A 23509-nucleotide genomic window follows, 5' to 3' on the forward strand; every position below is an offset into this window, starting at 1 on the left:
CCCCCATCTACCCATCTCCCCATCTCCCCATCTACCCATCTCCCCATCTCCCCATCCCCCATCTCCCTACCTCCCCATCTCCCTACCTCCCCATCTCCCCATCTCCCCATCTCCCCATCCCCCCATCTCCACCTCCGATGTCTAATACTCATATTCTTGTCTTGACTCATTGAGAGCATACTGCCGAAATTTTTGCCAGATAGTTCGTGCCTTTTCCCGATCTCCCTTAGCTTCCAGTAACCGTGCCAGTAACTTATAAGCGATCGCTCGAGTATCCATCAACTTAATAGCCTCACTCAAGTAACTTTCTGCTTCTGGATAACGCTGTTGTTCCAACAATACCCAACCCATATTTTTGAGCAAAGCATAGCGAAGGAGTGGATCGGTTTTAGCTTTTTTTTTCTGCAAGCCTTTTTCGAGTAGGTTAATAGCTTCCGAATATTTCTTGTCTTGGATACAAAGTCGAGCTAGGTTGCTATAAGCTTCTGAAATTCCCTCGGCAATATTGTACTCATTCCGTGCTTTCTCAAATTGCTGCAGTTTTTCATAAGTTGAACCCAGGTTATAGTGTGCTTTTTTGTAATTTGGTTTCAAGAGTAAAGCACATTGGAAGTAAAACCGAGCAAGTTGATATTGGGCAGTCAAATAGTTCTTAGTTCCAAACTCGTTTAGTTCCACAGAAAGTTGGGGAAATAGTAAACGGAAACTTGCTAAAGATAGCAATAATAAACTTACCCATCGAATATGATCGTTTATTTTGATAGGATATTTTTCTGCTAAGACTTTTTCTACCCAACTTTGGTTAAAAATTTGAGCATAGATGGGATTATAAATTTTGATTTTTCCTTGCTCTTTCCTCACTAAGCCTGCTAACTGTAATTCTGTTTGTAGGGGATTATTTTTTACAGATATTTTGCCCCTTTGTAAAATTTTCTGATATAGCCTTAATAATTTGTCGGTAGAATTTTTGCTATTCAGTAGGCGGTTGCTGATTGTCTTTAAATGTTGTGGTTCGTCGTGAAATTCCCAGTTGTCAATAATATTTGATAATACCAATTTTGCCACCTCCTGTTTTTCTGAACCTGTGGGAATTTTAGTGGGAGATGTTAAAACTAATTGACATAATTTTTGTGTTAAAAATGGTTGTCCTCCCGTCCAATAAATTATTTCTTTGAGAACCTCTTGACGGCGGTCTACTTTTTCTAATAATCCTTCTGCTAAAGGTAAAGCTGCTGAAATTTCAAAACCTTCCAACTCAATTCTATTACCAATAATAGTATGAGAAAAATCGGAAATTTCTACCACACCAAACAAAGCAAAAATTAAACGTTTATATGCTGGATTATTTTTTCGTTTCTGATAAAAAATTTGAATCAAACCCAGAAAAGCTTCCAGAGATAAATGAGACATCCGCAAACAATCTACTTCATCAATAAAAATTACAATATTTTTGTCAACCTCAGTAAAAACTACTTGTTCAATAAACTCAATCAAACGTTCTTGAGGTTCCAAATTTTCCCTTTCTAACCACCAACTTAAACAGTCAACCTCCAGTAGCAAACCACTAGCTATTTCTTGCACAATCCCAGCATAGATTTGTCCGACATTACTACCCTCACTCACAATTGCCATCAAGTCTATTTCCACACAAGCAAATTCTGCTTTTTTCAGTCGTTCCGCAGTCCTAATTCGTAAACTTGATTTGCCCGTTTGTCGCCCATTAAAAACATAACAATATTCTCCTTTTTCCAGAGCCTTGTAAATATCTATATCTGCTGATCGCTCTATATAATTAGGGTAATTAAAATCCAGACTACCTCCCACCTTATAATTAAAATTAGATTCAGAACTTACGCTCATGAGACATCTCCTAAATAATTTTCAAAATATAACCGATAAAGTTCGCACCTAACTAATACTTTGCCATCCTGATATTTAACTAATCCTAAATTCATAAGTGTTTTAATACCATGACTTTCCATCTCCCCTAAATACTCGCCCTTAATAATACTCAGAAAAACTTTAGCTAAATCTAAATGCTGCTTTAAAATTGCCAAATATTCTTGTAAATGAGGACTATGATAAATACCATCTTTTGTAGGAGCAGTTTCTAAAACTTCCTCTAAAGTCATGTCATTAAAAGTTTGAAGACTACGAAAAGTCAACTCCAATAAATAAGGATGACCTCCCACCATATTCATTAGTTCCCTGACTTGAAAATCATCCCAATTAAGTTGATAAATTTCAGCGAATTGTTGAACTTGTTCGACAGTAAACTCTGGTAACTCAATCACCGTACCTATATTAAAAGGCGATTGATTTGGATTGATTTTAATATCAGTATTAGGAGCATAAGATAGAACTAATCGTAATTTTTGCCAGGGAGAATTTCTACTAGATTTATCATTCCAGGAACGGAGCATCCCTAAAAATTCTTGACAAATATTTTCGTTGAGAAAAAGTAACTCTAAATTATCTAAACATAAAACCAATGGCTGGTTTATTTTCCGCAATACATATTGTTCAAAGTAATTAGTACAAGTCTTTTTACTCCCGAAAATTTTAGTCGAATTATCCCACTCACTTAATTGATGAAGGAATTTTAATTTATCCTTTAGTCCATCGCTGACATTGGTATATAACCAGCACAATAATTTATTCAATTCAGATAAATGGCTATTGTCTGCGTCCCGAAAACTAATAGATACAATGCGGTAATTTTCCTTTGCTTTTAACTGCTCCAACACCTGGTCTATCAACATAGTTTTTCCCATGTTTTTAGGTGCTTTTATTCTGAGAATACAGTCAGTAAATAACAGACTTCTGTAAACCCGTTGTTCTATTAACGGGCGTTCAACATATTTTGTTAATTTATCTTTTTCTTTTGGGTTTAATACCCCGCCATCTACAAGGTGTTGAGAATTCGTTGGGGTTTGAGTCCCCATCCACTTTTTCTCTCTTCCTTCTTCAAGATTTTGTATTTCCTCATAATCTGTTTCTTCTAAATCTAAATTAAGACAGTTAAAAATTTTTTCCAGGTTACTAAAATTCACCCCTTGATTTTTTTGCATAATTCTTGCCACAGTAGTGCGATGCATCAAAGCTTCTCTGGCAATTTGACTGCAATTATATCCTTGAGGAAATTTCCGGTAAATTTTCTTTTGTCCTGTTGTCGTCAGGACATAACTAGGTCTTCTTACTTTCATTTCATTATTGTACCACCCTCATAATTAATGCTGTCGATAATCGACAACGTGGCAAAAAATTCTTTTCGTTTTTAACTAAATTTATCCTGAATGTATTGCTATGACTGCTTTTGAGATTTTTGAAGAATTTGTCGATTTTCACTGTCGATTTTCGACAACTTTTTGATTTGCCTGTTTTATAATCTTATTTGTAAGCAATAACCGTATTTTTACCGATGGATAATTGATAATTGATAATTACCTCTCCCTAAAAGGAAGAGGATTGAATAAAAGGAAAATATTTTCTCTCTTGGTCGATTGGATATGGCGAGGAGACCTCGCCATCCCTCGACCGCTTGTTTCTCCTTTAAAGGAGAGGATTTTTACCTTAATTTTTCGGTAAATAAAACAGGACTTACGCAGAACCACCATCTGTAGGGGCGAATGGCATTCGCCCACTCTTATTCAGCAATTTTTTCCCCTATTCTGTAGGGACGTTGCATGCAACGTCCCTACTACTCCCTCTTTTCTAGAGATATTTAATGTCAATGAGGTTTTTATTGGGTGGCGAGATACGCTTTTTATTTTGCGTATTTCCAAGGGAGGAAATTTAATAACAGATACAATTTTTGTGTTGGGTTGCGCTATCGCTTAACCCAACCTACAGAACTACTAATATCATGTCCGGTTGAATAATTAGACTTTGGTGGTCCGAAGGCAGGAGGCAGGAGGCAGGAGGCAGAAGGTTTTCTCAAGAGTGTCACCTTTATTTTATACACGCTCCGATGCTACCGGACATGATATAACTTCTTCTCTTTTATTGCGTATATCGCAATAATACAATATAAGACAAATGTGTTTCCGGGGCTGTTGATAAAAAAGAGCGATCGCTATTTTTGAGATATCGACTTCCGAGTTCACATCTTGCTTCTCTTTTATTGCGACATACGCAATAATACAATATAAAACAAATGTATTTCAGACGTTAGTTGATAAAAAAGAGCGATCGCTATTTTTAAGATATCGACTTCCGAGTTCACATCTTGCTTCTCTTTTATTGCGTATGTCGCAATAATACAATGTAAGACAAATGTATTTCAGACGTTAGTTGATAAAAAAGAGCGATCGCTATTTTTAAGATATCGACTTCCGAGTTCACATCTTGCTTCTCTTTTATTGCGTATGTCGCAATAATACAGTGTAAGACAAATGTATTTCAGACGTTAGTTGATAGAAAAGAGCGATCGCTATTTTTAAGATATCGACTTCCGAGTTCACATCTTGCTTCTCTTTTATTGCGTATGTCGCAATAATACAATGTAAGACAAATGTATTTCAGACCTTAGTCGATAGAAAAGAGCGATCGCTTTTTTCAGATATAAACACCGTAGTTAACATAGTCGTTCTCTTTTATTGCCTATATCGCAATAATACAACCTCTAATTTCAAGTTCCATTAATTAATCGTATCGGGAAAAAACTATGAAACTTTTCTTCAATTTACCAATTGCTAGTACCATTGCCTCCTTATTATCCGTTGCTTCCTTTGCTAGTGTCACTCAAGCAGCCATCCTCTATCAAGCATCCCCCAGTTATCCCCAATTGGGCACACGCCTCTATGCTAGTGGCAGTGATGTAACCGTATCCGTTTTACCTGCACATGCTGGTTTTGATAGCCACCTGTGGCTGACTTCGCCCCATAGCATACCCATTGCCTCAAACCGAGAAACCGGAAAAATTGTAAATTTAGGTGCCATCTCACCAGGAGCAGAACTCCTTTTTGGATTGCAAGTTTTCGATACTGGCCATTGGTATTACACAGGTGAAGCTAGCCGCAATCCCGATGGCATCGCCCATGCTAAAGTTACCTATTTAAGTCCTGGTGTTGCCAGAGTTGGTTTTGAAGATAAATTCGGTGGCGGAGACAGGGATTTTGATGACCACACTTTTACGTTTTCTGGTATTAATTTAGCCCCTAAACTTACCCAAGTTCAATCAAAAATTGTAGTCAAAAGCGGAGAAAAGTTTGACTTTTCGGCTTCAGCTTTTGATTTTGAAAATCCTTACGATCTAGTATTTTCCTGGGATTTTAATGGAGATGGTGAAATTGATTTCGAGGGAGCAGAAGGTAAAGGAGCCTGGAATTATGGAGGACAAGGAGTTTATACATCTAGCGTTACTGTGGCAGACCAATCTGGTGCAACAGCTCAATATACTTTTCAAACAGAAGTTGTGCCTGAGCCTACTTCTGTCATAACTTTTGCACTTCTGGGTACATTCGGCTTAGGAGCGATCGCCCGTCGAAAAGGTGATTAGGGTCTGCTGAAAAAAATTGGTTGGTGGGGGTAGGACACGGAGACAGGTCGATTTGTGGAGGAACAGGCAACGGTTTCGACCATTTCATATGAAGAAATTTTCTTGCATTTCAGCAGAAAAAGTCGGTAAATTGATGCCAATAAGAGCGAATAACCAGGAGATAAACTGAATAGAAAAAGCTCAATTACTTTAGCTATCCTGACTTTTAGCTTTATTCAGCAAACCCTAATTAAGTCTTCAGGAGTTATTTCAGTTATCAGTTACAGCAAATTCCAAGTATATGAAGTACAGATATGAGAAATTAAATGTTCCCAGTGCGAGCATCTTGCTCGCTTCGGGGTGTACCTCACCAAGGTGGAACCCGCTGTATCAGTTATCATTACCTCTACCTGTTTGCACAGCATGACTTAGGAAAGTCAGAGGCTTGAAATATTGAACTTTATTTTCTCAGAGAAGAAATAATCAGGACTTACGCAAATTCTTAGACAATGCGCTGTCTGTGGGGGGGGGAATGCCATTCGCCCCTACTAAATATGGCGGTTCTGCGTAAGTCCTGATAATATTTCCTTATATTCAATTCCGTAACGGTTTTAACCAGAGGTAATTATCAATTATCAATTATCAATTAATGAACTTCCTTCTTCCTTCTGCAACACTACAAATTCAACAAAATATTAGCAGCTTCATCTAAATTTTTCCCAAAAGAAATTATCCCATCTTCGTGACCTGCCATTACTAATATTTTTTCTACTCCTAACTTCTCTTCATCAAACAAACGAAATATTTCTTTTGCCATTTGTGGAGTACCATAAGGTACTTCTTGATTAGAAGTAGGAACTTTATACATAAGTTCTTGCCAAAGCCGAGAATTATGAATATGAATAATACCCATAATTTCCGGTTGATAATAATAGATAGCAGCATGAGTTAAAGATTCAGAAGAAGCTTTAACAGGTCCGCAACAAGTTAGGCTATTTTCCTCAATATTAAAATCAGTAACTACCGTGTAAAATTCTGGTCCTAAAATTTCTAAATGGGCAGTTTGAGTGCCAGTAATAATAAACTGATTTGAGTCATTTATTCTCTGACTGACATTACCGAAACCAATGCCATTTTCATAAACACCAATTAATCCTAACGAGTACATAAAATCTCGCTTTTTCATTAAATCAGTAATGCTATCGCTTGCCACAGGTTCCTCTTTAACCCAATGACATTGATATTTAATTACTCCCTCATCCATAACCATAAATTTAACCATAAATTTAATAGTGAGAAATAACAGTAGACATCTCCGATCATATAACGCTACGCTCCAGGGAACAGGGAACAGGGAATAGGGAATAGGGAATAGCAAACTGCAAAAGGGTTTTAGGATTGAAAAATGTCCTAACCAATTCTTGTAGGGGTGCATCTCAATTTTGAATAAAGTCAAAAATTTATTGCTTTAGGGAACAGTGAATATATAGGAAAAAAGTATTTTTGCTTGCTATGAGATGCACCCTCTTGTAGCGCTATAAAAAATAAAATCCATTATCCCACTCTTATTCATCAATAGACATCTCCAAAAATCAAAAATAGAATCAATTATTATCCATAAATTATCAATTATTCCCCTCCTGGGAGGGGTTAGGGGTGGGTTCCCTGTTCCCTGTTCCCTCTTTTCTGGAGAGGTCTACTGTGTCATAACTAATTAATTAGGCTTAATTTTCGGCAGGAACGAAATTTAATGCTTGACCATTTAACTGAGGAAACTCAATAAATACATCTATCAAGTCACCTGTTGCACCATCAAAACGAACTACACTACCAGTACCAGTGCTACTAGCATAGAGATTACCATCAGGTCCAAAACCTAATCCCCTTGGAGCATCCAATATTGGCACTCCCTCTGCATCTACGCCAGCATCAAGTACATCTAACAACCCTCCTGTCTCAACATCATACACGCGAACAGTAGCTACGGAATCATCCTGACCAAAAGGAAATTCACTGCTGACATAGATATTGCCATCCAAACCATTAATCACATCTAGAGGACTTAATTCAGGATCATTAACAAAATTAGGATTCAATACTTGACCTGTGAGACCATCATATTGAATGACTGTACCACCGCCACCACCTGTTGCTGGATCGGCACCATTTCCTAAGTAAAAATTGCCATCGGAACCAAATACAAAACCTCTGGGAAAATCTACTAATTCTGAGGGAATAAACTCATCAATAAAATCTCCAGTTTGACCGTTGAAACGTACAATTGAGCCTAGCGATCGCGCCCCTACATAATAATTATTATCTGGTCCAAAAACGGCACCACCACCATTTAATTCGGGAAATTCAGTAAATGTTTCGATGAAGTTTCCTGTAGTGGCATCGAAGCGTAAAACATTGTCATTTCCACCATTAATTAAAACAGTATTAGAACCATCAATTTCTTGTACAATATCCCTGGGGTCAGTTAATCCTCCACCATTAGGAAATTCACCAATTAATCGACCAGTTAAACCATCAAAACGAATGGCTGCATCATTACCATTATTAGCTGCGCTTGTAACAACTACATCAAATATTGTGCCGATAAAATTTTGGGAAAATAATCTATTTTCAGCAATACCAAAATTAACGAAATGTTCGATGGAAGTTAATAAATTTTGTTGTATTGCATCAGCAACATCTGGATTTGTTTGAAGATAAATATCGGTATTAAATTGAGAATTAGGGTCGCGATTTTCAAATTGACCAACTTGAATAAAATGTTGAATGGGAGTAATTGAATTTTGTTGGACTAAGGCAGCAACATCTGGATTATTGGTTAAATAAAAGTTAGTATCAAAAAAAATACTGGGGTCTCGTCCTTCAAATTGACCGAAGCGAATAAAGTGGTCGAAGCCGCTTTGTACAATGCCATTATTTACTGCTTCTGCAATTTCGGGGTTAACATCTAGATAAAGATTTTCATCAAATAAGTCAATAATTTCTAGCATAAGTCATCTATTTATTCGGGATATCTTAGTTATTAATGCACAACTATTTTTATTTGGCAAGTTTTGGTATTTTCTTGCTTTTTAGTTAGCAATAATTGAATAATTTTTGTGGATATTTTCCTCTGTTTATGAGTTGTTTGGAAAAATTCAGTAAATTCTATTTTGTTTCATTTTTACACCTTTATAGATATTTACAAATTAACAATTTTGAGGTAAGCATTCAGCTAAAGGAAAAGTTAGGACATATTAAAAGCATAAAACTCAGACAACGTAATATTTTTTATTCTTCCTTCTTCCTTTTTCCTTCTTCCTTTTTCCTTTTACTATATTTGACAGATATTTTAACCTAGAATATTTTCCACTCCAGCTATGTTTCCAATTTCTGCTTGTTCAATAATTCTTCTATATTGTAATCTCCATTGCAAAGCATTAGAGATAGTAATATAACCCTGTTTTGGAGGTTCTTTTATTATTCTTTCAGCCAAAATTTCCCGTCCTATTTCATCTAAAGGAAGATTACGGTCTTCTAAAAACCCTATTACATCATCTTGATTACCATTACGACTGATAATTTCTAGTAAACCTCGTGTAGTTTGATAATCTCCTGTTTTTTCTTTGGCTACAAATATCGCGCTTTTAAAATTTAAACTTGCTGCTCGTAATTCTTGATTATCTATTTTTTCATACACAAAGACAAGTAGATGATAGCCTAATCCATAAACTTTTTGACTAGCATCTCTAAACGGACAAGATGATTGTGGTTGTCGAATAGATGTCACCTTCAAATCTACTTCTAATTCTGGAAAATCTATACCACTAGCTGCACTCCCTGGAGTATATAAATATTTGGATATTAAATATTGATTGAATGCTTGTTCTACATAAGTTCCTATTGCTTTACCATCCGTAATACCGTACAAATCAAAAATTCGTCTAGCAGTTAACTCTCTAACAAAAATTGCTGCCTCAGTTTTAAATAATGATAGTGTCAGTTCTTTCATATATTTATTATTATTGAATTAACTAAATAATGTTAATTGTTGCCAAGTCCGATGGTTAAATTTAAAGTTTTGTTTGCCTATTCTTTCGCAGATCCATTTTACACAATCTGGCACAACTGAATTACCGTATAAAGCATATTGATTATAAATTTTAGCAACTCGACACCAAGTATCAGGAAATCCCATTAAACGAGCATATTCTACATTAGTTAAACGGCGAAATTTATCACCAACTTGATATCTTTCATAATGTCTAGAAGTAGAGGCAGTTAATGTGGAAGTAACCCCATTAATACCGAAGATAGTATAGCCAAGACGCGCTCCTCCACCCTGGTTATATAATATTTCGACACCGTTGCAATATCTATTGATAGTTTTGCTCTGTTTGATTCTTTCAATAGTTTCAGAAGTAAAATCAAATTGTGTATTTATTTCTGACTTATGTTGCAGAATATCTTTGAGTTTTTTTCTGGGTTTGATGTCAGGCATTAAAGGTAAAGATTGACTATAAAATTTATTTTTATACGCAATACCCCAGTGATAAGTTTTGCTATTACCATGAAGAATAGGCTGCATAGATGTTTCTATATCGCTATTTTTATTCCAGGGTAAACTGTCAATATCGTTCTCTGTTAAAAATACAGAAAGTTTTTCTAAATTGAGTATTTTTTGTGTTGATTTTATTCTAGTGCCAAAAATAAAAATTCTGTCTCTATTTTGGGGAATACCAAAATTGATTGGATTAATAATTCGCCACTCAATAAAATAATCTAAGGCAGCTAGAGCATTTAAAATTATTCGGAAATGATACCCCTTTTCCATTGTCAAGATTCTTTTGACATTTTCTAATAAAAAATATTGTGGCTGTTTTGCTTGAATAATTTCAATAATCCGCTCAAAAAGTGTTCCTCTAACTTTATCTCTAATTCCCATTTTTTTGCCAGCTTGACTAAATGGTTGACAGGGAAAACCAGCAGTTAAAATATCATGTTCGGGAATTTTTGATATCTGAATTTTATTAATATCACCTAATACTATTGAGTCACTACCAAAATTACTTTGATAAACCTGACAACAAAGTTCGTTAATATCATTAGCCCAAATAGTTTCAATATTTGCAGCTTCCATTCCTAAACAAAATCCACCAATTCCAGAAAATAATTCTATGGCTTTGAGTTTGTTAATATTATTCAATTTATTATCTCCTTTTAAATAGCTATCAGCATTTTCCGTACCGGAATGCTCCGCAAACAGCACTCAGCTTTCAGCACGCTAAAAGCTTGGGTTTAAATGAATATAGACTTTAGAGCTGACTTTTGTAGTAAGATTTTTCGCTTCTCAATTAATAAAGCTTTGTAACCATTCAGCTATTAGCACTCAACTTTTAGATGTTTCATAAATAATGAATATACAGTCTCCATAGTCAAGGTCAGTTTTTTTCAATACTTTTAATTCTCCTTAAATCTATCAATACTAATTCCTATTCAAAAAGTAATAAATCAATAGCTGATAGCTGATAGCTGACGGCTGTTTGCGCAGCATTCCGGAGGAAATGCTTACAAAGCTTTTATCACTAACTAAAAGCAATAGCTGATAGCTGATGGCTGAATGCTTACAGTATGACAGCTTGTCTTTTGACATTTTAAGTATCCTTACCCATCATAAAAAAATTAAAAATTATAAAATAAAGGAAAAACAAGGATGAAAAAACTACTAAAACTCACATCAATCATATTAATTGTAACTGCGGGATTAGGAATTGCTAAAACAGTTCATTCTTCTAGTAATGATCTAATTGTTGATAAGTCTAATGGAGGTATAAACGACAGTCATAAAAAAATAGAAATTCCCACAGATAAACCAGTTCCTGAAGTTGATTTAGTTGCTTATAAGGATACTATGAAAGGATGGAATTTAGAGTTGAAGCTAACTAACTTTAAGTTTGCCCCAGAAACAGTAAATCAAAGTAGTAATCCTAATGAAGGTCATGCTCATTTATATATCAACGACAAAAAAATAACTAGAATTTATAGCAATTGGTATTATATACGAAATTTAGACCCAGGCAGCAATAAAATAACTGTTACTCTAAATACGAATAAACACGAAGATTTAGTCAGTAACAATAAGATGATTATGGATACAGAAATTATTGAAGTGACAGCACAAAAATAGGGTGCATCTCAATGCAAGAATAAAGCCAAAAACTTATCGCTTTTAGGGAATAGGGAATAGGGAATAGGGAATAGGGAATAGGGAATAGGGAATAGGGAATAGGGAATAGGGAATAGGGAATAGGGAATAGGGAGGGGTTAGGGGTGGGTCCCCTACTCCTTAAAAAAGACTTTTTCAGCAAACCCTAAATAATCATTCCTTCCCTCTTCCTTCTTCCTTCTTCCTTCTTCTTTTCTTCCTTCTTCTTTTCTTCCTTCTTCCTTCTTACTTCTTCCTTCTTCCTTCTTCAACTATTTATCTTTTTTAAATATCAGAATATATAATCCTCTGCCACTAGAAGGATTAAAAACCACATCAGTTTGAGTTAATTCCCATCCATCTTTACCCGCATCATTTAAAGCTTCTATATAGCGGTCTCTTTCTTCATTACTTTGAGGAAAACCAAATTGATATTCAACCTTATATTCATATTTCCTACCTCTACCTTGACTTAACCTTTCTGACTCGATCGCCTCAATTTTTTGTTCTATTTTAGGTGTAGTTTCAGGAATAGAAGTTGCCAAAGTTTTATTAGGTGAAAAAATTAACGCCACCGCTAGAAAAATAATCGCAATATTCAAAACAATTAAATTAATAACTATAAGTTTATTTAGATTCCAGTCTCTCATATAATTTCTCTCAGTTGAAGAAGGAAGAAGGAAGAAAGAGTAGGGGAGTAGGGCAGTAGAGGAGTGGAAAAAACTCTGAGTACAAAAGAAACCAAAATACATCCTCGTTCTTTTAATTGGAGCTGAAGTAATTTTTCCTCAGTTTAATCAATAGTATTACTGTTGTAAGATTACCCATTTTTTTATACTCAATTATATCATGTCCAGATAAGAGCGTGATAAAAAAACTTTCTTCTCCTTATATCCTAAAACCACCTCTTTTTCCCTCCTGACTCCTGACCAAAAAATAAGGTCTCAAGCTTCCCCTTAGCTACACCGCGAGCTACTGCTCTATAAGGGATGAAAAAAAATCAAGTTCAATATTTCAAACCTCTGACTTTAACTAGAGGCACTGTTAACGCAGTTCCTCCGATAGGAGGCTAACTGATAACTGATAACTGATAACTGAAATGACTCCTCTCTTATCCCATAATATTACCAAAAAATTCTATTGTTTCTTTCAAAGCAACAATAAAAGCATCAATATCATCACGAGTATTATAAAAAGATAAACTTGCTCTAGCGGTGGATGAAATATTCAAATATTTATGTAAAGGTTGGGCACAATGATGACCAGAACGAATTGCTACACCTGCTTCATCTAACATTGTTGATAAATCATTGGGATGAATATTTTCTACTGTAAAAGATGCTAATGCTGCTCTACTTTCACCATCCGTATTTGGTTGAGGTCCATAAATAGTAACTTCAGGAATTTGGTTCAATCTTTCAAATAAATAAGTAGTTAATTCTGCTTCATAATTATGGATTTTTTCCATACCTATATTTGTCAGATAATCTACTGCTGCACCAAGAGCGATCGCTTCTCCAATAGCTGGTGTTCCTGCTTCAAATTTATGGGGTAATTCTGCATAGGTGGAATGGTCAAAAAATACTTCGGAAATCATTTCGCCTCCTCCTAAGAATGGAGGCATTTCCTCTAATAATTCTAATTTTCCATAGAGAAAACCAATACCAGTAGGAGCGCACATTTTATGACCGGAAGCTACTAACCAATCACAATCTATTTCCCGTACATTTACTGCGATATGAGGAACACTTTGACAAGCATCTATTAATACTTTAGCTCCATATTGATGAGCGATGGTGCAGATTTCTTGCACTGGGTTTTGACAACCTAAAACATTAGAAATATGGGCAAATGCTACTAATTTTGTTTTGTATGAAAATAGAGTTTTATATTGTTCAAAATTAAATTCTCCAGTCTTGGTTAGCTCTACAAATTTTAAAACTGCTCCAGTTTTTTGAGCAATCATTTGCCAGGGAACAAAATTACTATGATGTTCCATAACTGAGACAATAATTTCATCTCCTGCTTTGAGATTATTTAAACCCCAAGAATAGGCAACTAAATTAATTGCTTCACTAGCATTTCGAGTATAAACAATTTCATTCCGAGATGCTGCATTTACAAAAGCAGCTACTTTATCTCTTGTTCCTTCATAAGCATCTGTTGCTTTTGAGCTTAAGGTGTGAATACCACGATGCACATTAGAATTATATTTGAGGTAATATTCTTGCCAAGCATTAATAACTGCTAGGGGTTTTTGGGAAGTAGCAGCATTATCTAAATAAACCAGTGGTTTACCATTTATTTCCTGATTTAAAATCGGAAAATCTTCCCGTACTTTTTCACCTAATATTTTTTCTTGAATAATAGTCATTTTTCTTTGTAAGTAAGATTTTACTTTAACTAATTTTAAGTCAGTTGACTTGAAGTAGGAAGAATTGAAAAATCAAAGGTCTACTTTATCTTGATGTTTCTCATCTACTAGATTTTGACTAATAATATTTCTGTCAATTTTCACGCTATGGCAAAAGACAAAAAGGGAAAATTCTCAAATGCTTTAGATATTTTGCCCAGCTTAAAAATCAAAGGTCTACTTTTGCTTATTTTCCTCATCTATTAGATAGATGTTTACTAAAAATACTCCTGGCAATTTTCACACTATGGCAAAAGACAAAAAGGGAAAATTATCCAATTATTTAGATATTTTGCCCAGTGGAAAAATCAAAGGTCTACTTTTGCTGATTTTCCTCATCTATTAGATAGATGTTTACTAGAAATCTTCCTGGTAATTTTCACACTATGGCAAAAGATAAAAAGGGAAAATTATCAAATGCTTTAGATATTTTGCCCAGTGGAAAAATCAAAGGTCTACTTTTGCTGATGTTCCTCATCTATTAGATAGATGTTTACTAGAAATATTCCTGGCAATTTTCACACTATGGCAAAAGACAAAAAGGGAAAATTATCCAATTATTTAGATATTTTGCCCAGTGGAAAAATCAAAGGTCTACTTTTGCTGATGTTCCTCATCTATTAGATAGATGTTGACTAGAAATATTCCTGGTAATTTTCACGCTATGGCAAAAGACAAAAAGGGAAAATTATCAAATTATTTAGATATTTTACCCCGTTGAAAAATCAAAGGTCTACTTTTACTAATTTTCCTCATCTATTAGATAGATGTTGACTAGAAATATTCCTGTCAATTTTCCAATATTATTTTTTTCCATGACATAAGTCTAAATCAACTTTTACAGCACTTTTGGAGTTGATGAAGTACAAAGTTTGACAAATTTAGGGAATAGGGAATAGAGATTAGTATTAAACTCTACCTCACCCTTCCTCAAAAGTTCTGTAAACCTACCTTCTTCCTCCTACCTTCTTCCTTCTTTTTTAGATATTTTGCCCAGTGGAAAAATCAAAGGTCTACTTTTAATGATTTTTCTCATCTATTAGATAGATGTTGACTAGAAATATTCCTGGCAATTTTCACGCTATGGCAAAAGACAAAAAGGGAAAATTATCCAATTATTTAGATATTTTGCCCAGTGGAAAAATCAAAGGTCTACTTTTGCTGATTTTCCTCATCTATTAGATAGATGTTTACTAGAAATCTTCCTGGTAATTTTCACGCTATGGCAAAAGACAAAAAGGGAAAATTATCCAATTATTTAGATATTTTGCCCAGTGGAAAAATCAAAGGTCTACTTTTGCTGATTTTCCTCATCTATTAGATAGATGTTTACTAGAAATATTCCTGGTAATTTTCACGCTATGGCAAAAGACAAAAAGGGAAAATTATCCAATTATTTAGATATTTTGCCCAGTGGAAAAATCAAAGGTCTACTTTTGCTGATGTTTATCGTCTATTAGATGTTAACTAGAAATATTCCTGGTAATTTTCACGCTATGGCAAAAGACAAAAAGGGAAAATTATCCAATTATTTAGATATTTTACCCCGTTGAAAAATCAAAGGTCTACTTTTAATGATTTTTCTCATCTATTAGATTAGATATTGACTAGAAATATTCTTGTCAATTTTCCAATATTATTTTTTTCCATTACATAAGTCTAAATCAACTTTTACAGCACTTTTGGAGTTGATGAAGTACAAAGTTTGACAAATTTAGGGAATATGGAATAGAGATTAGTATTAAACTTTACCTCAAACTTCCTCAAAAGTTCTGTAAACCAACCTTCTTCCTCCTTCCTTCTTCCTTCCTCCAAAGTTTAACTATTTAAACAGACATGATATTACTAGATTGTTTTGATCATATTCTGACTCCTGACTCCTGACTCCTGACTCCTTCTTTTATACTTTACAAGCAACACATTGTTTTAAAATATTTTGCAAAGAAGGTAGGGGCAACTTGTTAAGAACTTCTGCCGCAAAAGCATCAATTAATAAGTTACGACTTACTTCTTCATTCAAACCTCGACTTTGTAAATAAAATACCTCATCATCATCCAACTGACTAACAGTTGCACCATGGGAACATTGAACATTATCAGCAATAATTTCTAACTGCGGTTTTGTATCAACTCTCCCACCAGAAGAAAGTAACAAATTACGATTTAACTGAGCTGCATTAGTCAACTGTGCATCTTGAGAAACATAGACTTTGCCATTAAATATAGAATGTGCTTTGTCATCAACAATACACTTATAAACTTGATCAGTCACACCATTGGGATGATTCAAAATAATAGCACTGTGAGTATCCGCTTCTTGCTCGTTGCCAATAAATGCCAAACCGTAAAGATTAGTTTCTGTACCCTCTCCCATTTGAGAAACTTCCAAGTTATGACGAGATAACCTTCCTCCTAAATGGATAGCATTGCAAGTATAGCGACTATTCTTAGCTTGAGCGATCGCTGTTTTGCCAATATGAAATGCTGCACCTGCATCTCGCTGCACCCTGCTATGATTAATTTCCGCATTTTCCTCTACCCATATTTCTGTAACTGTATTTGTCAGATAGGGTTGAGAACTAGGTGCTTCTGGACAAATAACTTCTGCTGTAACACAATGCTCAATTATTTTCGCACTACTGCTACGTTCCGCTACTATTAAACAACGACGCTGAGTCAAAATCGGAATTTCGGTCTGAGTCACAATAAATAATAGATGTATTGGTTTTTCTACAACTTGATTTTTTGGCAACCATACCACTGCTGCATCAGTTAAACCAGCAGTATTTAGGGATGTAAATACTTCCTTGCTCCCCTGTTGTTGCCCCAAATAATCTCCGATGCGGTTTTGATATTCGGGAGGTAACTGCCCCAAATTTCCCACAAACACTCTATCTGTCAAAGCTTCGACTGATGATAACTTTGGTGCAAATACCCCATTCACAAATACCAACCGACTGCCTATTGCTTCCGGCAAAATAAATGGAGCAATATTCAAAGCATCCAAATTTACTGGTGCAGGTGCTTGAAAATCTAACTTCATCATTACAGATAAGTCAGCAAACCGCCATTCTTCATCTTGCTTTGTCGGAAAGGCCAACTCACGCACCCAGGTTCCGGCGCGATCGCGTACTTGCTGTAACCAACTTGCCATATTTCCATCTAGAGGAAATTCTGGCGGTACAGTTGGAGATACTCCTTTACAACATTCTTTCAGTAACTTATCTAAATAAGATATCTCTGGTTTTACGGACACTTGCATATTTTTTACCGAATAATTAAGGTTTAAAAAAGCCTATCCTTTAAAGGAGAAAAAGCGGTCCAGGGATAGCGATATTTCCTCGCCATATCCATTAGAATAAGAGAAGACCAAATTTTCCTTAAGCCTCTAAAGAAGAGGTAATAGTTAATTATTAATTATTAATTATTAATTATTAATTATATAAGCTTTTGCTTCTTCAACCACATCATCGTAACCTTTTTCTTCTAATTCTAATGCTAGTTCTTTTGTACCAGTTTTAATAATTCTACCACCTTCGGTCACATGAACAAAGTCTGGCACAATATAGTTTAATAAACGTTGGTAGTGAGTAATTACTAACAGAGAATTTGACTCATTTGCTAATTGATTTACTCCATTTGCTACTATTCTCAAAGCATCAATATCTAACCCTGAGTCAGTCTCATCTAAAATTGCTAATTTTGGCTCTAACAATGCCATTTGTAAAATTTCATTTCGCTTTTTTTCTCCACCAGAAAAACCTTCATTTACACTCCGGTCTAAAAACTCTGGTTTCATCTTGACAATATCTAATTTATCCTGCACTAGATCGTCAAAATCAAAAGCATCTAATTCTTCTAATCCCTGATGTTTACGTTTGGTATTATAAGCAACTCGTAAAAAGTCTAAATTGCTAACTCCAGAAATTTCTAGGGGATATTGAAATGCTAAGAAAATACCATTTAATGAACGTTCTTCAGGCTCCATTTCTAATAAATTTTTGCCTAAAAAAGTAATTTCTCCCCCTGTAACTTCGTAAGCTGGATGACCTGCTAATACTTTAGAAAAAGTACTTTTTCCGGACCCATTCGGACCCATAATAGCATGAATTTCTCCAGCTTTTATTTCTAAATTTAAGCCTTTGAGAATTTCTTTTCCTTCTACATTAGCCGTTAAATTTTTAACAGATAAAATAACTTCACTATTTTCTTTAATCATGTTTACACCTCTCAACAGTTATGAAATGGATAATTAATAATTAACAATTAATAATTATTTGATTTAGTCGATTTTACAATAGCAGTTAGGAGTTTTAATAGTTCTATACAGTCTTCATTAATTGAATTAAACCCTCTAACATCAATGTAATTTGCGTGATGTAATAGCTCTAACCAATACAAGGTTTCATTGGCTTCTTTTAGAGCAACAGCCTTTTTATGTACAAAATCGGCAGGACTTTCAGCATATTCAGCTTCACGCACCAAAGCACCAATTGCTGTACCACTACGAAGTAATTGCTTTGATAAAACATACTCCTGTTTCTCTTGATTAAGGTATTGTGACAATTTAACAATTCGTAGTGCAAATGCAAATGATTTTTCTTTGACTACATTATTTTTCATAATTACCAATTACTAATTATCCATTAATAATTATTAGAGCTGATTTATCAAGTAAATATTAAGAGGATAAATTCTTTACAGTTTAAGAGTTCAAAACTATCTAAGCCCCCTGGGCATTATTAATTATCCCCAAACCCATAGTACAAATGAGTTTCAACTCAATTTACAAATCAGCTCTTAATTATTAATTATTAATTATCCCCAAACCCATAGTACAAATGAGTTTCAACTCAATTTACAAATCAGCTCTTAATTATTAATTATTAATTATTAATTATTAATTATTAATTATCCCCAAACCCATAGTAGAAATGAGTTTCAATTCAGTTTACAAATCAGCTCTTAGAGACTGTTTGTAAAAGGAATATTAAATCCAGTCATAGGGTAGGTTAGGCGACAATACTTATGTTGACTCACCAAAATCTTAACTGTCCGCCGTAACCGACCAATATTAAGCACTCTAGATGTCTTAATCTTTGGTTTACAAACACTCTCTTAATTATTAATTATTAATTATTAATTATTAATTATTAATTATTAATTACCCTACTGTGCCTTCCAACTTTAAACTCAATAATTTGTCAGCTTCAACAGCAAATTCCATAGGCAACTCATTAAAAACATCCTTACAAAAACCACTAATAATCATAGACACCGCATCTTCAGCAGAAATACCCCGTTGAGTAAAATAGAAAAGTTGGTCTTCACCAATTTTAGAAGTAGAAGCTTCATGCTCAACCTTAGCAGTATTATTATCTACTTGAATATAGGGAAAAGTATTTGCTTGAGCGCGATCGCCAATTAACATTGAGTCACACTGAGAATAATTCCGCGATCCCTTAGCACCAGAACCCATTTTCACCAAACCACGGTAACTATTAGCAGAGTTTCCAGCAGAAATACCCTTAGAAATAATTGTACTGCGAGTATTTTTGCCAATATGTACCATTTTCGTACCTGTATCTGCTTGCTGCTTATTATTAGTCAGAGCAACAGAATAAAACTCTCCCACAGAGTTGTCTCCCACCAAAACACAACTAGGATATTTCCAAGTAATAGCAGAACCAGTTTCTACCTGCGTCCAAGAAATTTTAGAATTTACTCCCTTGCACAAACCACGCTTAGTCACAAAATTATAAATACCACCCTTACCATTTTCATCACCAGCAAACCAGTTTTGCACCGTAGAATATTTAATCTCAGCATTATCAAGAGTAACAAGTTCAACTACAGCAGCGTGAAGTTGGTTAGTATCAAACATTGGAGCAGTACAACCTTCCAAATATGTTACCGAACTACCCTCCTCCGCTACAATTAAAGTACGCTCAAATTGACCAGCATCTCCGTTATTAATTCTGAAGTAAGTAGAAAGATCCATCGGACATTTTACACCTTTAGGAATAAACACAAAAGAGCCATCACTAAATACAGCAGAATTAAGAGCAGTAAAAAAATTATCCCCTACAGGTACAACACTACCAAGATATTTTTCCACCAACTCTGGATATTCCTGCACCGCTTCAGAAATAGAACAAAAAATAACACCCTCCTCAGCAAGTTTCTCCTTAAAAGTAGTCGCAACAGAAACACTATCAAATACAGCATCAACCGCAACATTACTCAAACGCTTCTGCTCCGAAAGGGGAATGCCAAGTTTCTCAAAAGTATCTAACAAAGTAGGATCTACTTCATCCAGACTTTTCTTCTTATCTTGAACTTTTGGCGCAGAATAGTAAATAATATTCTGATAATCTATTTGTGGATAGTCAACCTGCGCCCAAACTGGTTCCTTCATTTGTAGCCACTTCCGATATGCTTTCAGACGAAAGTTGAGCATAAACTCTGGCTCATTTTTTTTAGCAGATATCAGACGAACTACATCTTCGCTCAGTCCACGAGGAATAGTTTCTGATTCGATATCAGTAACGAAGCCATATTTATAAGGTTGATTAACTAAGGTTGTTACTTTAGCAGTCATTGTATCTATTTCCTAGTTATATTTACCGAAAAATTCAGGTATGAAGCCTCTCCATTCATGGAGAAAAAAGCGGTCGTTAGCGCAGCTTCCCGTAGGGTGGGATGGCGAGAAAACCTGCGCCATATCCATGAAACCAAGAGAAGAAAAAAATCCTTTGATCAAATCCTCTTAATTTATAAGAAGAGGTAATTCTAAATTCTAAATTCTAAATTCTAAATTATTAAAGAATTTAGATGGCCTTTAGCAGCCACTTAAACAACTTATTTGTTGCTTAAGTCTATTTTAGGTTACATTAACAACAATGATATTGTCAAAGTCCAATTTTAGTATTTTTTTTAACAAAATGGAAATTACTCAACAAAATTCGACCAAGCAAGAAATCCTACAACATTTAATGAAGCGAACTCAAGCCACCGCTTTAGAGTTGGCAGAATCTTTAGAAATTAGCCCCCAAGCTATACGTCGCCATTTAAAAGACTTAGAAACAGAAGGACTTATTATATATAAGTCGGTACAAACCGGGATGGGAAGGCCACAACACATTTATCAACTAACAACTCAAGGACGCGATCGCTTTCCCCATAATTATGATGAATTTGCCGTTTCCTTCCTGGACACCTTAGCCGAAACTATTGGCCAGGACCAACTCAGCCAAGTATTCCATAAACAATGGCAGCGTAAAGCAGTGCACTATCGCCAACTATTAGGGACAGGAAAAGTGCAGGAACGCGTAGCCCATTTAGTAGAACTCCGCAAAGCAGAGGGTTTCATGGCAGAGTGGTATCCTGTAGAATCTCAGGAAGTGGATAATCAACCACTCAAAATTCAGAATTCAAAAGTCAGAAGTGATTCAGCTTCCTCAGCAGAAATAAGAGGACCACAGTTGGCCGTTGAAAGCTACATATTTATGGAGCACAACTGTGCTATCTCCAGTGTGGCCGAATCTTTCCCCAGTGTTTGTGGCCATGAGTTAGAGATGTTTGGTGCTGTACTGCCTGATTGTACTGTGGAGAGAACTCATTGGATTGTTAATGGAGAACATCGTTGTGGTTATTTAATAACTAAGAGAGGGAACAGGGAACAGGGAACAGGGAACAGGGAATAGCAGGGCTGTTTCATTCTCCATAGACACGGGGACGCGGAGACGCGGAGACACGGAGACACGGGGATGGAGGCTTTTAATTTATGATTAAAATTTGATTTTTCACCATTTTAGTCAGAGCAAAGACGCTTATTGGCGCTCAAAATCGGCAAATTTTGGTAAATTTCACTGTTCCACGACCCCGCTATAAAAATGAGTGCCTAATTCTGAGATAGAATCCTGTTATATAAATATGATATGTGTTGACAATTCTATAATTACTTCAATCTCTACTCCCCCACTCCCTATGAGGAAACGGGGACGCGGGGACGTGGAGACAAGGTGAGACCCTATCTCCGCGTCTCCGTGTCTCCCCCTCTCCATGTCCTCAAAAACTCGCCACTCCCCTTTTATCCTTAATCAAAAAATATAAAATCAAAAATTAATATGCAACAATCTATGGAATTTTTAACAGCGGAGGAATCTGCTCAAGTTGATGGGGCGCTCCTAACTTCCAAAGACAAGTTTTCAACACGACTGGCCATTTATTCATTGAGGTGTCTGAGACAAATAGCAGAGGAAACGGGTTTAGCTCCAGAAGAAATACCTTCAGAGCAAATAACTACTTGGATTCAAAAGGACGAGAATATTAAGGAACATTTAGATGTAGATGCTAACTTTGAGAGCTTTTTTACTAGGTTAGTCATCTCCTCGTTACGTCCTTTAAAGCAGGCTTCTCAAGAATTTGGCGTACCCCTTCAAAATTTGACAGTCCAACAGGTGGTTAAGTGGTATGAGAAAGAAGGGAGTAAGGGAGTAGGGGAGCGAGGAAGACACGGAGACGCGGAGAGGGGGAGACACGGAGAAGGGGATTGCAGTTCATAGATGGACGCGGGGGTTTTCTAATCATGAATAGAGCGAGTAGATTGAATGAATTACTCAATTATCCAATCTCCGCGTCCCCGTGTCACCGCGTCTCCGTGTCAAATCTGACCTGCTTCCCTACTTCCCTTGGCCGAAAATTCAGAGATTAAAAAAAATTTCCTTAGGGGGTTGACATTTCTGAAAAAGATATTTATAGTAATAAATGTAAGGAAAAAAAAGCGCCCAATACCTTAAGTGGTTAAAGGTAAAAATAATTAAACAATATAATTATTAGCTTTTCCTGGTGTCTATGACGTAGTGGACCCACTCCGATCCATCCCGAACTCGGAAGTTAAACGCTACGGTGGCGAAGATACTTGGTGGGTAGCCGCCCGGTAAAATAGCGCGATGCCAGGTTAAATATAAACAAAGGTTCTCTCAGCGATACGAGGGAGCCTTTGTTTTTTAGTGAATTTATTTAGAGTTTGCTGCCTACATTTCGTACAACAATAATGTAGCAGAGAAATATAAGTCAAAAGTCAAAAGTCAAAAGTCAAAAGTCAGAAAAAAATTGTATTGGTCAAATGAGAAAGTTAAATAAAGATAATTCGTACAGTATAAATACTTACTAAGCTACCGAATTCTTATAATACTCTAGTGTTACAACTTGACGTGCTGAATGTGGGTTTGAGCAATTTTAGGTCTGGAAAAAGTACCAGCTTTTAGGTTAATAGAGTTGAAAATAAGTCAAAAGTCAAAAGTCAAAAGTCAAAAGTCAGAAAAAAATTGTATTGGTCAAATGAGAAAGTTAAATAAAGATAATTCGTACAGTATAAATACTTACTAAGCTACCGAATTCTTATAATACT

23 protein-coding genes and 1 rRNA gene are annotated in these 23509 nt (G+C 35.4%); 11 read left to right on the top strand and 13 right to left on the bottom strand.

Annotated elements, in window-relative coordinates:
• Positions 1 to 141: 141 nt before the first annotated feature.
• Together F6K54_RS17840 and F6K54_RS17845 are read right to left on the bottom strand one after the other, a co-directional pair.
• Positions 142 to 1860: an AAA-like domain-containing protein gene (locus F6K54_RS17840; RefSeq protein ID WP_293079922.1), complete on the bottom strand. Its 1719-nt coding sequence runs from the start codon at positions 1858 to 1860 to the stop codon at positions 142 to 144.
• A complete protein-coding gene (locus F6K54_RS17845) occupies positions 1857 to 3206 on the bottom strand; it encodes an AAA-like domain-containing protein (RefSeq protein WP_293079924.1) in 1350 nt (449 codons plus the stop codon). The genes F6K54_RS17840 and F6K54_RS17845 overlap by 4 nt, the downstream gene beginning before the upstream one ends.
• Positions 3207 to 4666: 1460 nt before the next feature.
• On the opposite strand from F6K54_RS17845, the gene F6K54_RS17850 reads away from it, so the two are divergent.
• Positions 4667 to 5500: a DUF4114 domain-containing protein gene (locus tag F6K54_RS17850; protein WP_293079927.1), complete on the top strand. Its 834-nt coding sequence runs from the start codon at positions 4667 to 4669 to the stop codon at positions 5498 to 5500.
• A gap of 655 nt (positions 5501 to 6155) precedes the next feature.
• Here the strand turns inward: F6K54_RS17850 and F6K54_RS17855 are convergent.
• The 4 genes from F6K54_RS17855 to F6K54_RS17870 form a co-directional block, all read right to left on the bottom strand.
• Positions 6156 to 6761, bottom strand: coding sequence for a class II aldolase/adducin family protein (locus F6K54_RS17855; RefSeq protein ID WP_293079929.1), 606 nt, complete (start codon positions 6759 to 6761; stop codon positions 6156 to 6158).
• A gap of 442 nt (positions 6762 to 7203) precedes the next feature.
• A complete protein-coding gene (locus F6K54_RS17860) occupies positions 7204 to 8487 on the bottom strand; it encodes a hypothetical protein (protein ID WP_293079931.1) in 1284 nt (427 codons plus the stop codon).
• Between the two features lie 341 nt (positions 8488 to 8828).
• Positions 8829 to 9488: a restriction endonuclease gene (locus tag F6K54_RS17865; protein WP_293079934.1), complete on the bottom strand. Its 660-nt coding sequence runs from the start codon at positions 9486 to 9488 to the stop codon at positions 8829 to 8831.
• 18 nt (positions 9489 to 9506) lie between these two features.
• A complete protein-coding gene (locus tag F6K54_RS17870; RefSeq protein ID WP_293079936.1) occupies positions 9507 to 10682 on the bottom strand; it encodes a DNA cytosine methyltransferase in 1176 nt (391 codons plus the stop codon).
• A gap of 507 nt (positions 10683 to 11189) precedes the next feature.
• Here F6K54_RS17870 and F6K54_RS17875 point away from each other — a divergent pair.
• On the top strand, positions 11190 to 11663 hold the full coding sequence (locus tag F6K54_RS17875; RefSeq protein ID WP_293079939.1) for a hypothetical protein: 474 nt from the start codon (positions 11190 to 11192) through the stop codon (positions 11661 to 11663).
• A gap of 152 nt (positions 11664 to 11815) precedes the next feature.
• On the opposite strand, the gene F6K54_RS17880 is transcribed toward F6K54_RS17875, so the two are convergent.
• The 3 genes from F6K54_RS17880 to F6K54_RS17890 all read right to left on the bottom strand — a co-directional run bounded on the left by F6K54_RS17880 (position 11816) and on the right by F6K54_RS17890 (position 14055).
• Positions 11816 to 11953: a hypothetical protein gene (locus F6K54_RS17880; protein WP_293079940.1), complete on the bottom strand. Its 138-nt coding sequence runs from the start codon at positions 11951 to 11953 to the stop codon at positions 11816 to 11818.
• Positions 11954 to 12331, bottom strand: a complete 378-nt coding sequence (locus tag F6K54_RS17885) for a DUF4177 domain-containing protein (protein ID WP_293079941.1) — start codon at positions 12329 to 12331, stop codon at positions 11954 to 11956.
• 461 nt (positions 12332 to 12792) lie between these two features.
• Complete coding sequence (locus F6K54_RS17890; RefSeq protein WP_293079942.1) at positions 12793 to 14055, bottom strand: SufS family cysteine desulfurase; 1263 nt, start codon at positions 14053 to 14055, stop codon at positions 12793 to 12795.
• Positions 14056 to 14305: 250 nt separating this feature from the next.
• Between F6K54_RS17890 and F6K54_RS17895 the strand changes: the two genes are divergently transcribed.
• The 6 genes from F6K54_RS17895 (at position 14306) to F6K54_RS17920 (ending at position 15554) form a co-directional block, all read left to right on the top strand.
• The gene (locus tag F6K54_RS17895; RefSeq protein WP_293079944.1) at positions 14306 to 14440 is read left to right on the top strand and encodes a hypothetical protein; all 135 of its coding nucleotides are present in this window, start codon (positions 14306 to 14308) and stop codon (positions 14438 to 14440) included.
• 4 nt (positions 14441 to 14444) lie between these two features.
• Positions 14445 to 14579 carry a hypothetical protein gene (locus F6K54_RS17900; protein ID WP_293079946.1) on the top strand — a complete coding sequence of 45 codons (135 nt, stop codon included), beginning with the start codon at positions 14445 to 14447 and terminating at the stop codon, positions 14577 to 14579.
• A 4-nt stretch (positions 14580 to 14583) separates the two neighbouring features.
• On the top strand, positions 14584 to 14718 hold the full coding sequence (locus tag F6K54_RS17905; protein ID WP_293079947.1) for a hypothetical protein: 135 nt from the start codon (positions 14584 to 14586) through the stop codon (positions 14716 to 14718).
• A gap of 423 nt (positions 14719 to 15141) precedes the next feature.
• Positions 15142 to 15276 carry a hypothetical protein gene (locus F6K54_RS17910; protein ID WP_293079949.1) on the top strand — a complete coding sequence of 45 codons (135 nt, stop codon included), beginning with the start codon at positions 15142 to 15144 and terminating at the stop codon, positions 15274 to 15276.
• A gap of 4 nt (positions 15277 to 15280) precedes the next feature.
• The gene (locus F6K54_RS17915; RefSeq protein WP_293079950.1) at positions 15281 to 15415 is read left to right on the top strand and encodes a hypothetical protein; all 135 of its coding nucleotides are present in this window, start codon (positions 15281 to 15283) and stop codon (positions 15413 to 15415) included.
• A gap of 4 nt (positions 15416 to 15419) precedes the next feature.
• A complete protein-coding gene (locus F6K54_RS17920) occupies positions 15420 to 15554 on the top strand; it encodes a hypothetical protein (protein ID WP_293079952.1) in 135 nt (44 codons plus the stop codon).
• Positions 15555 to 15994: 440 nt separating this feature from the next.
• Here the strand turns inward: F6K54_RS17920 and sufD are convergent, their stop codons facing one another.
• From sufD to sufB, 4 genes are all read right to left on the bottom strand, one after another.
• On the bottom strand, positions 15995 to 17356 hold the full coding sequence (gene sufD / locus F6K54_RS17925; RefSeq protein WP_293079953.1) for a Fe-S cluster assembly protein SufD: 1362 nt from the start codon (positions 17354 to 17356) through the stop codon (positions 15995 to 15997).
• Between the two features lie 165 nt (positions 17357 to 17521).
• Entirely contained in the window at positions 17522 to 18313 is a 792-nt protein-coding gene (gene sufC / locus F6K54_RS17930) for a Fe-S cluster assembly ATPase SufC (RefSeq protein ID WP_293079955.1), read from the bottom strand.
• 47 nt (positions 18314 to 18360) lie between these two features.
• The gene (locus F6K54_RS17935; protein ID WP_293079956.1) at positions 18361 to 18717 is read right to left on the bottom strand and encodes a four helix bundle protein; all 357 of its coding nucleotides are present in this window, start codon (positions 18715 to 18717) and stop codon (positions 18361 to 18363) included.
• A 541-nt stretch (positions 18718 to 19258) separates the two neighbouring features.
• On the bottom strand, positions 19259 to 20695 hold the full coding sequence (gene sufB / locus F6K54_RS17940) for a Fe-S cluster assembly protein SufB (RefSeq protein ID WP_293079959.1): 1437 nt from the start codon (positions 20693 to 20695) through the stop codon (positions 19259 to 19261).
• A 343-nt stretch (positions 20696 to 21038) separates the two neighbouring features.
• Here sufB and sufR point away from each other — a divergent pair, with 343 nt between their 5' ends.
• From sufR to rrf, 3 genes are all read left to right on the top strand, one after another.
• The gene (sufR, locus tag F6K54_RS17945; RefSeq protein ID WP_293079960.1) at positions 21039 to 21800 is read left to right on the top strand and encodes an iron-sulfur cluster biosynthesis transcriptional regulator SufR; all 762 of its coding nucleotides are present in this window, start codon (positions 21039 to 21041) and stop codon (positions 21798 to 21800) included.
• Positions 21801 to 22223: 423 nt separating this feature from the next.
• Complete coding sequence (locus F6K54_RS17950) at positions 22224 to 22661, top strand: hypothetical protein (protein WP_293079963.1); 438 nt, start codon at positions 22224 to 22226, stop codon at positions 22659 to 22661.
• Positions 22662 to 22940: 279 nt separating this feature from the next.
• A 5S ribosomal RNA gene (gene rrf, locus F6K54_RS17955) occupies positions 22941 to 23057 on the top strand.
• Positions 23058 to 23509 lie beyond the last annotated feature (452 nt).

The organism is Okeania sp. SIO3B5, from assembly GCF_010692555.1.
GTDB lineage: Bacteria > Cyanobacteriota > Cyanobacteriia > Cyanobacteriales > Microcoleaceae > Okeania.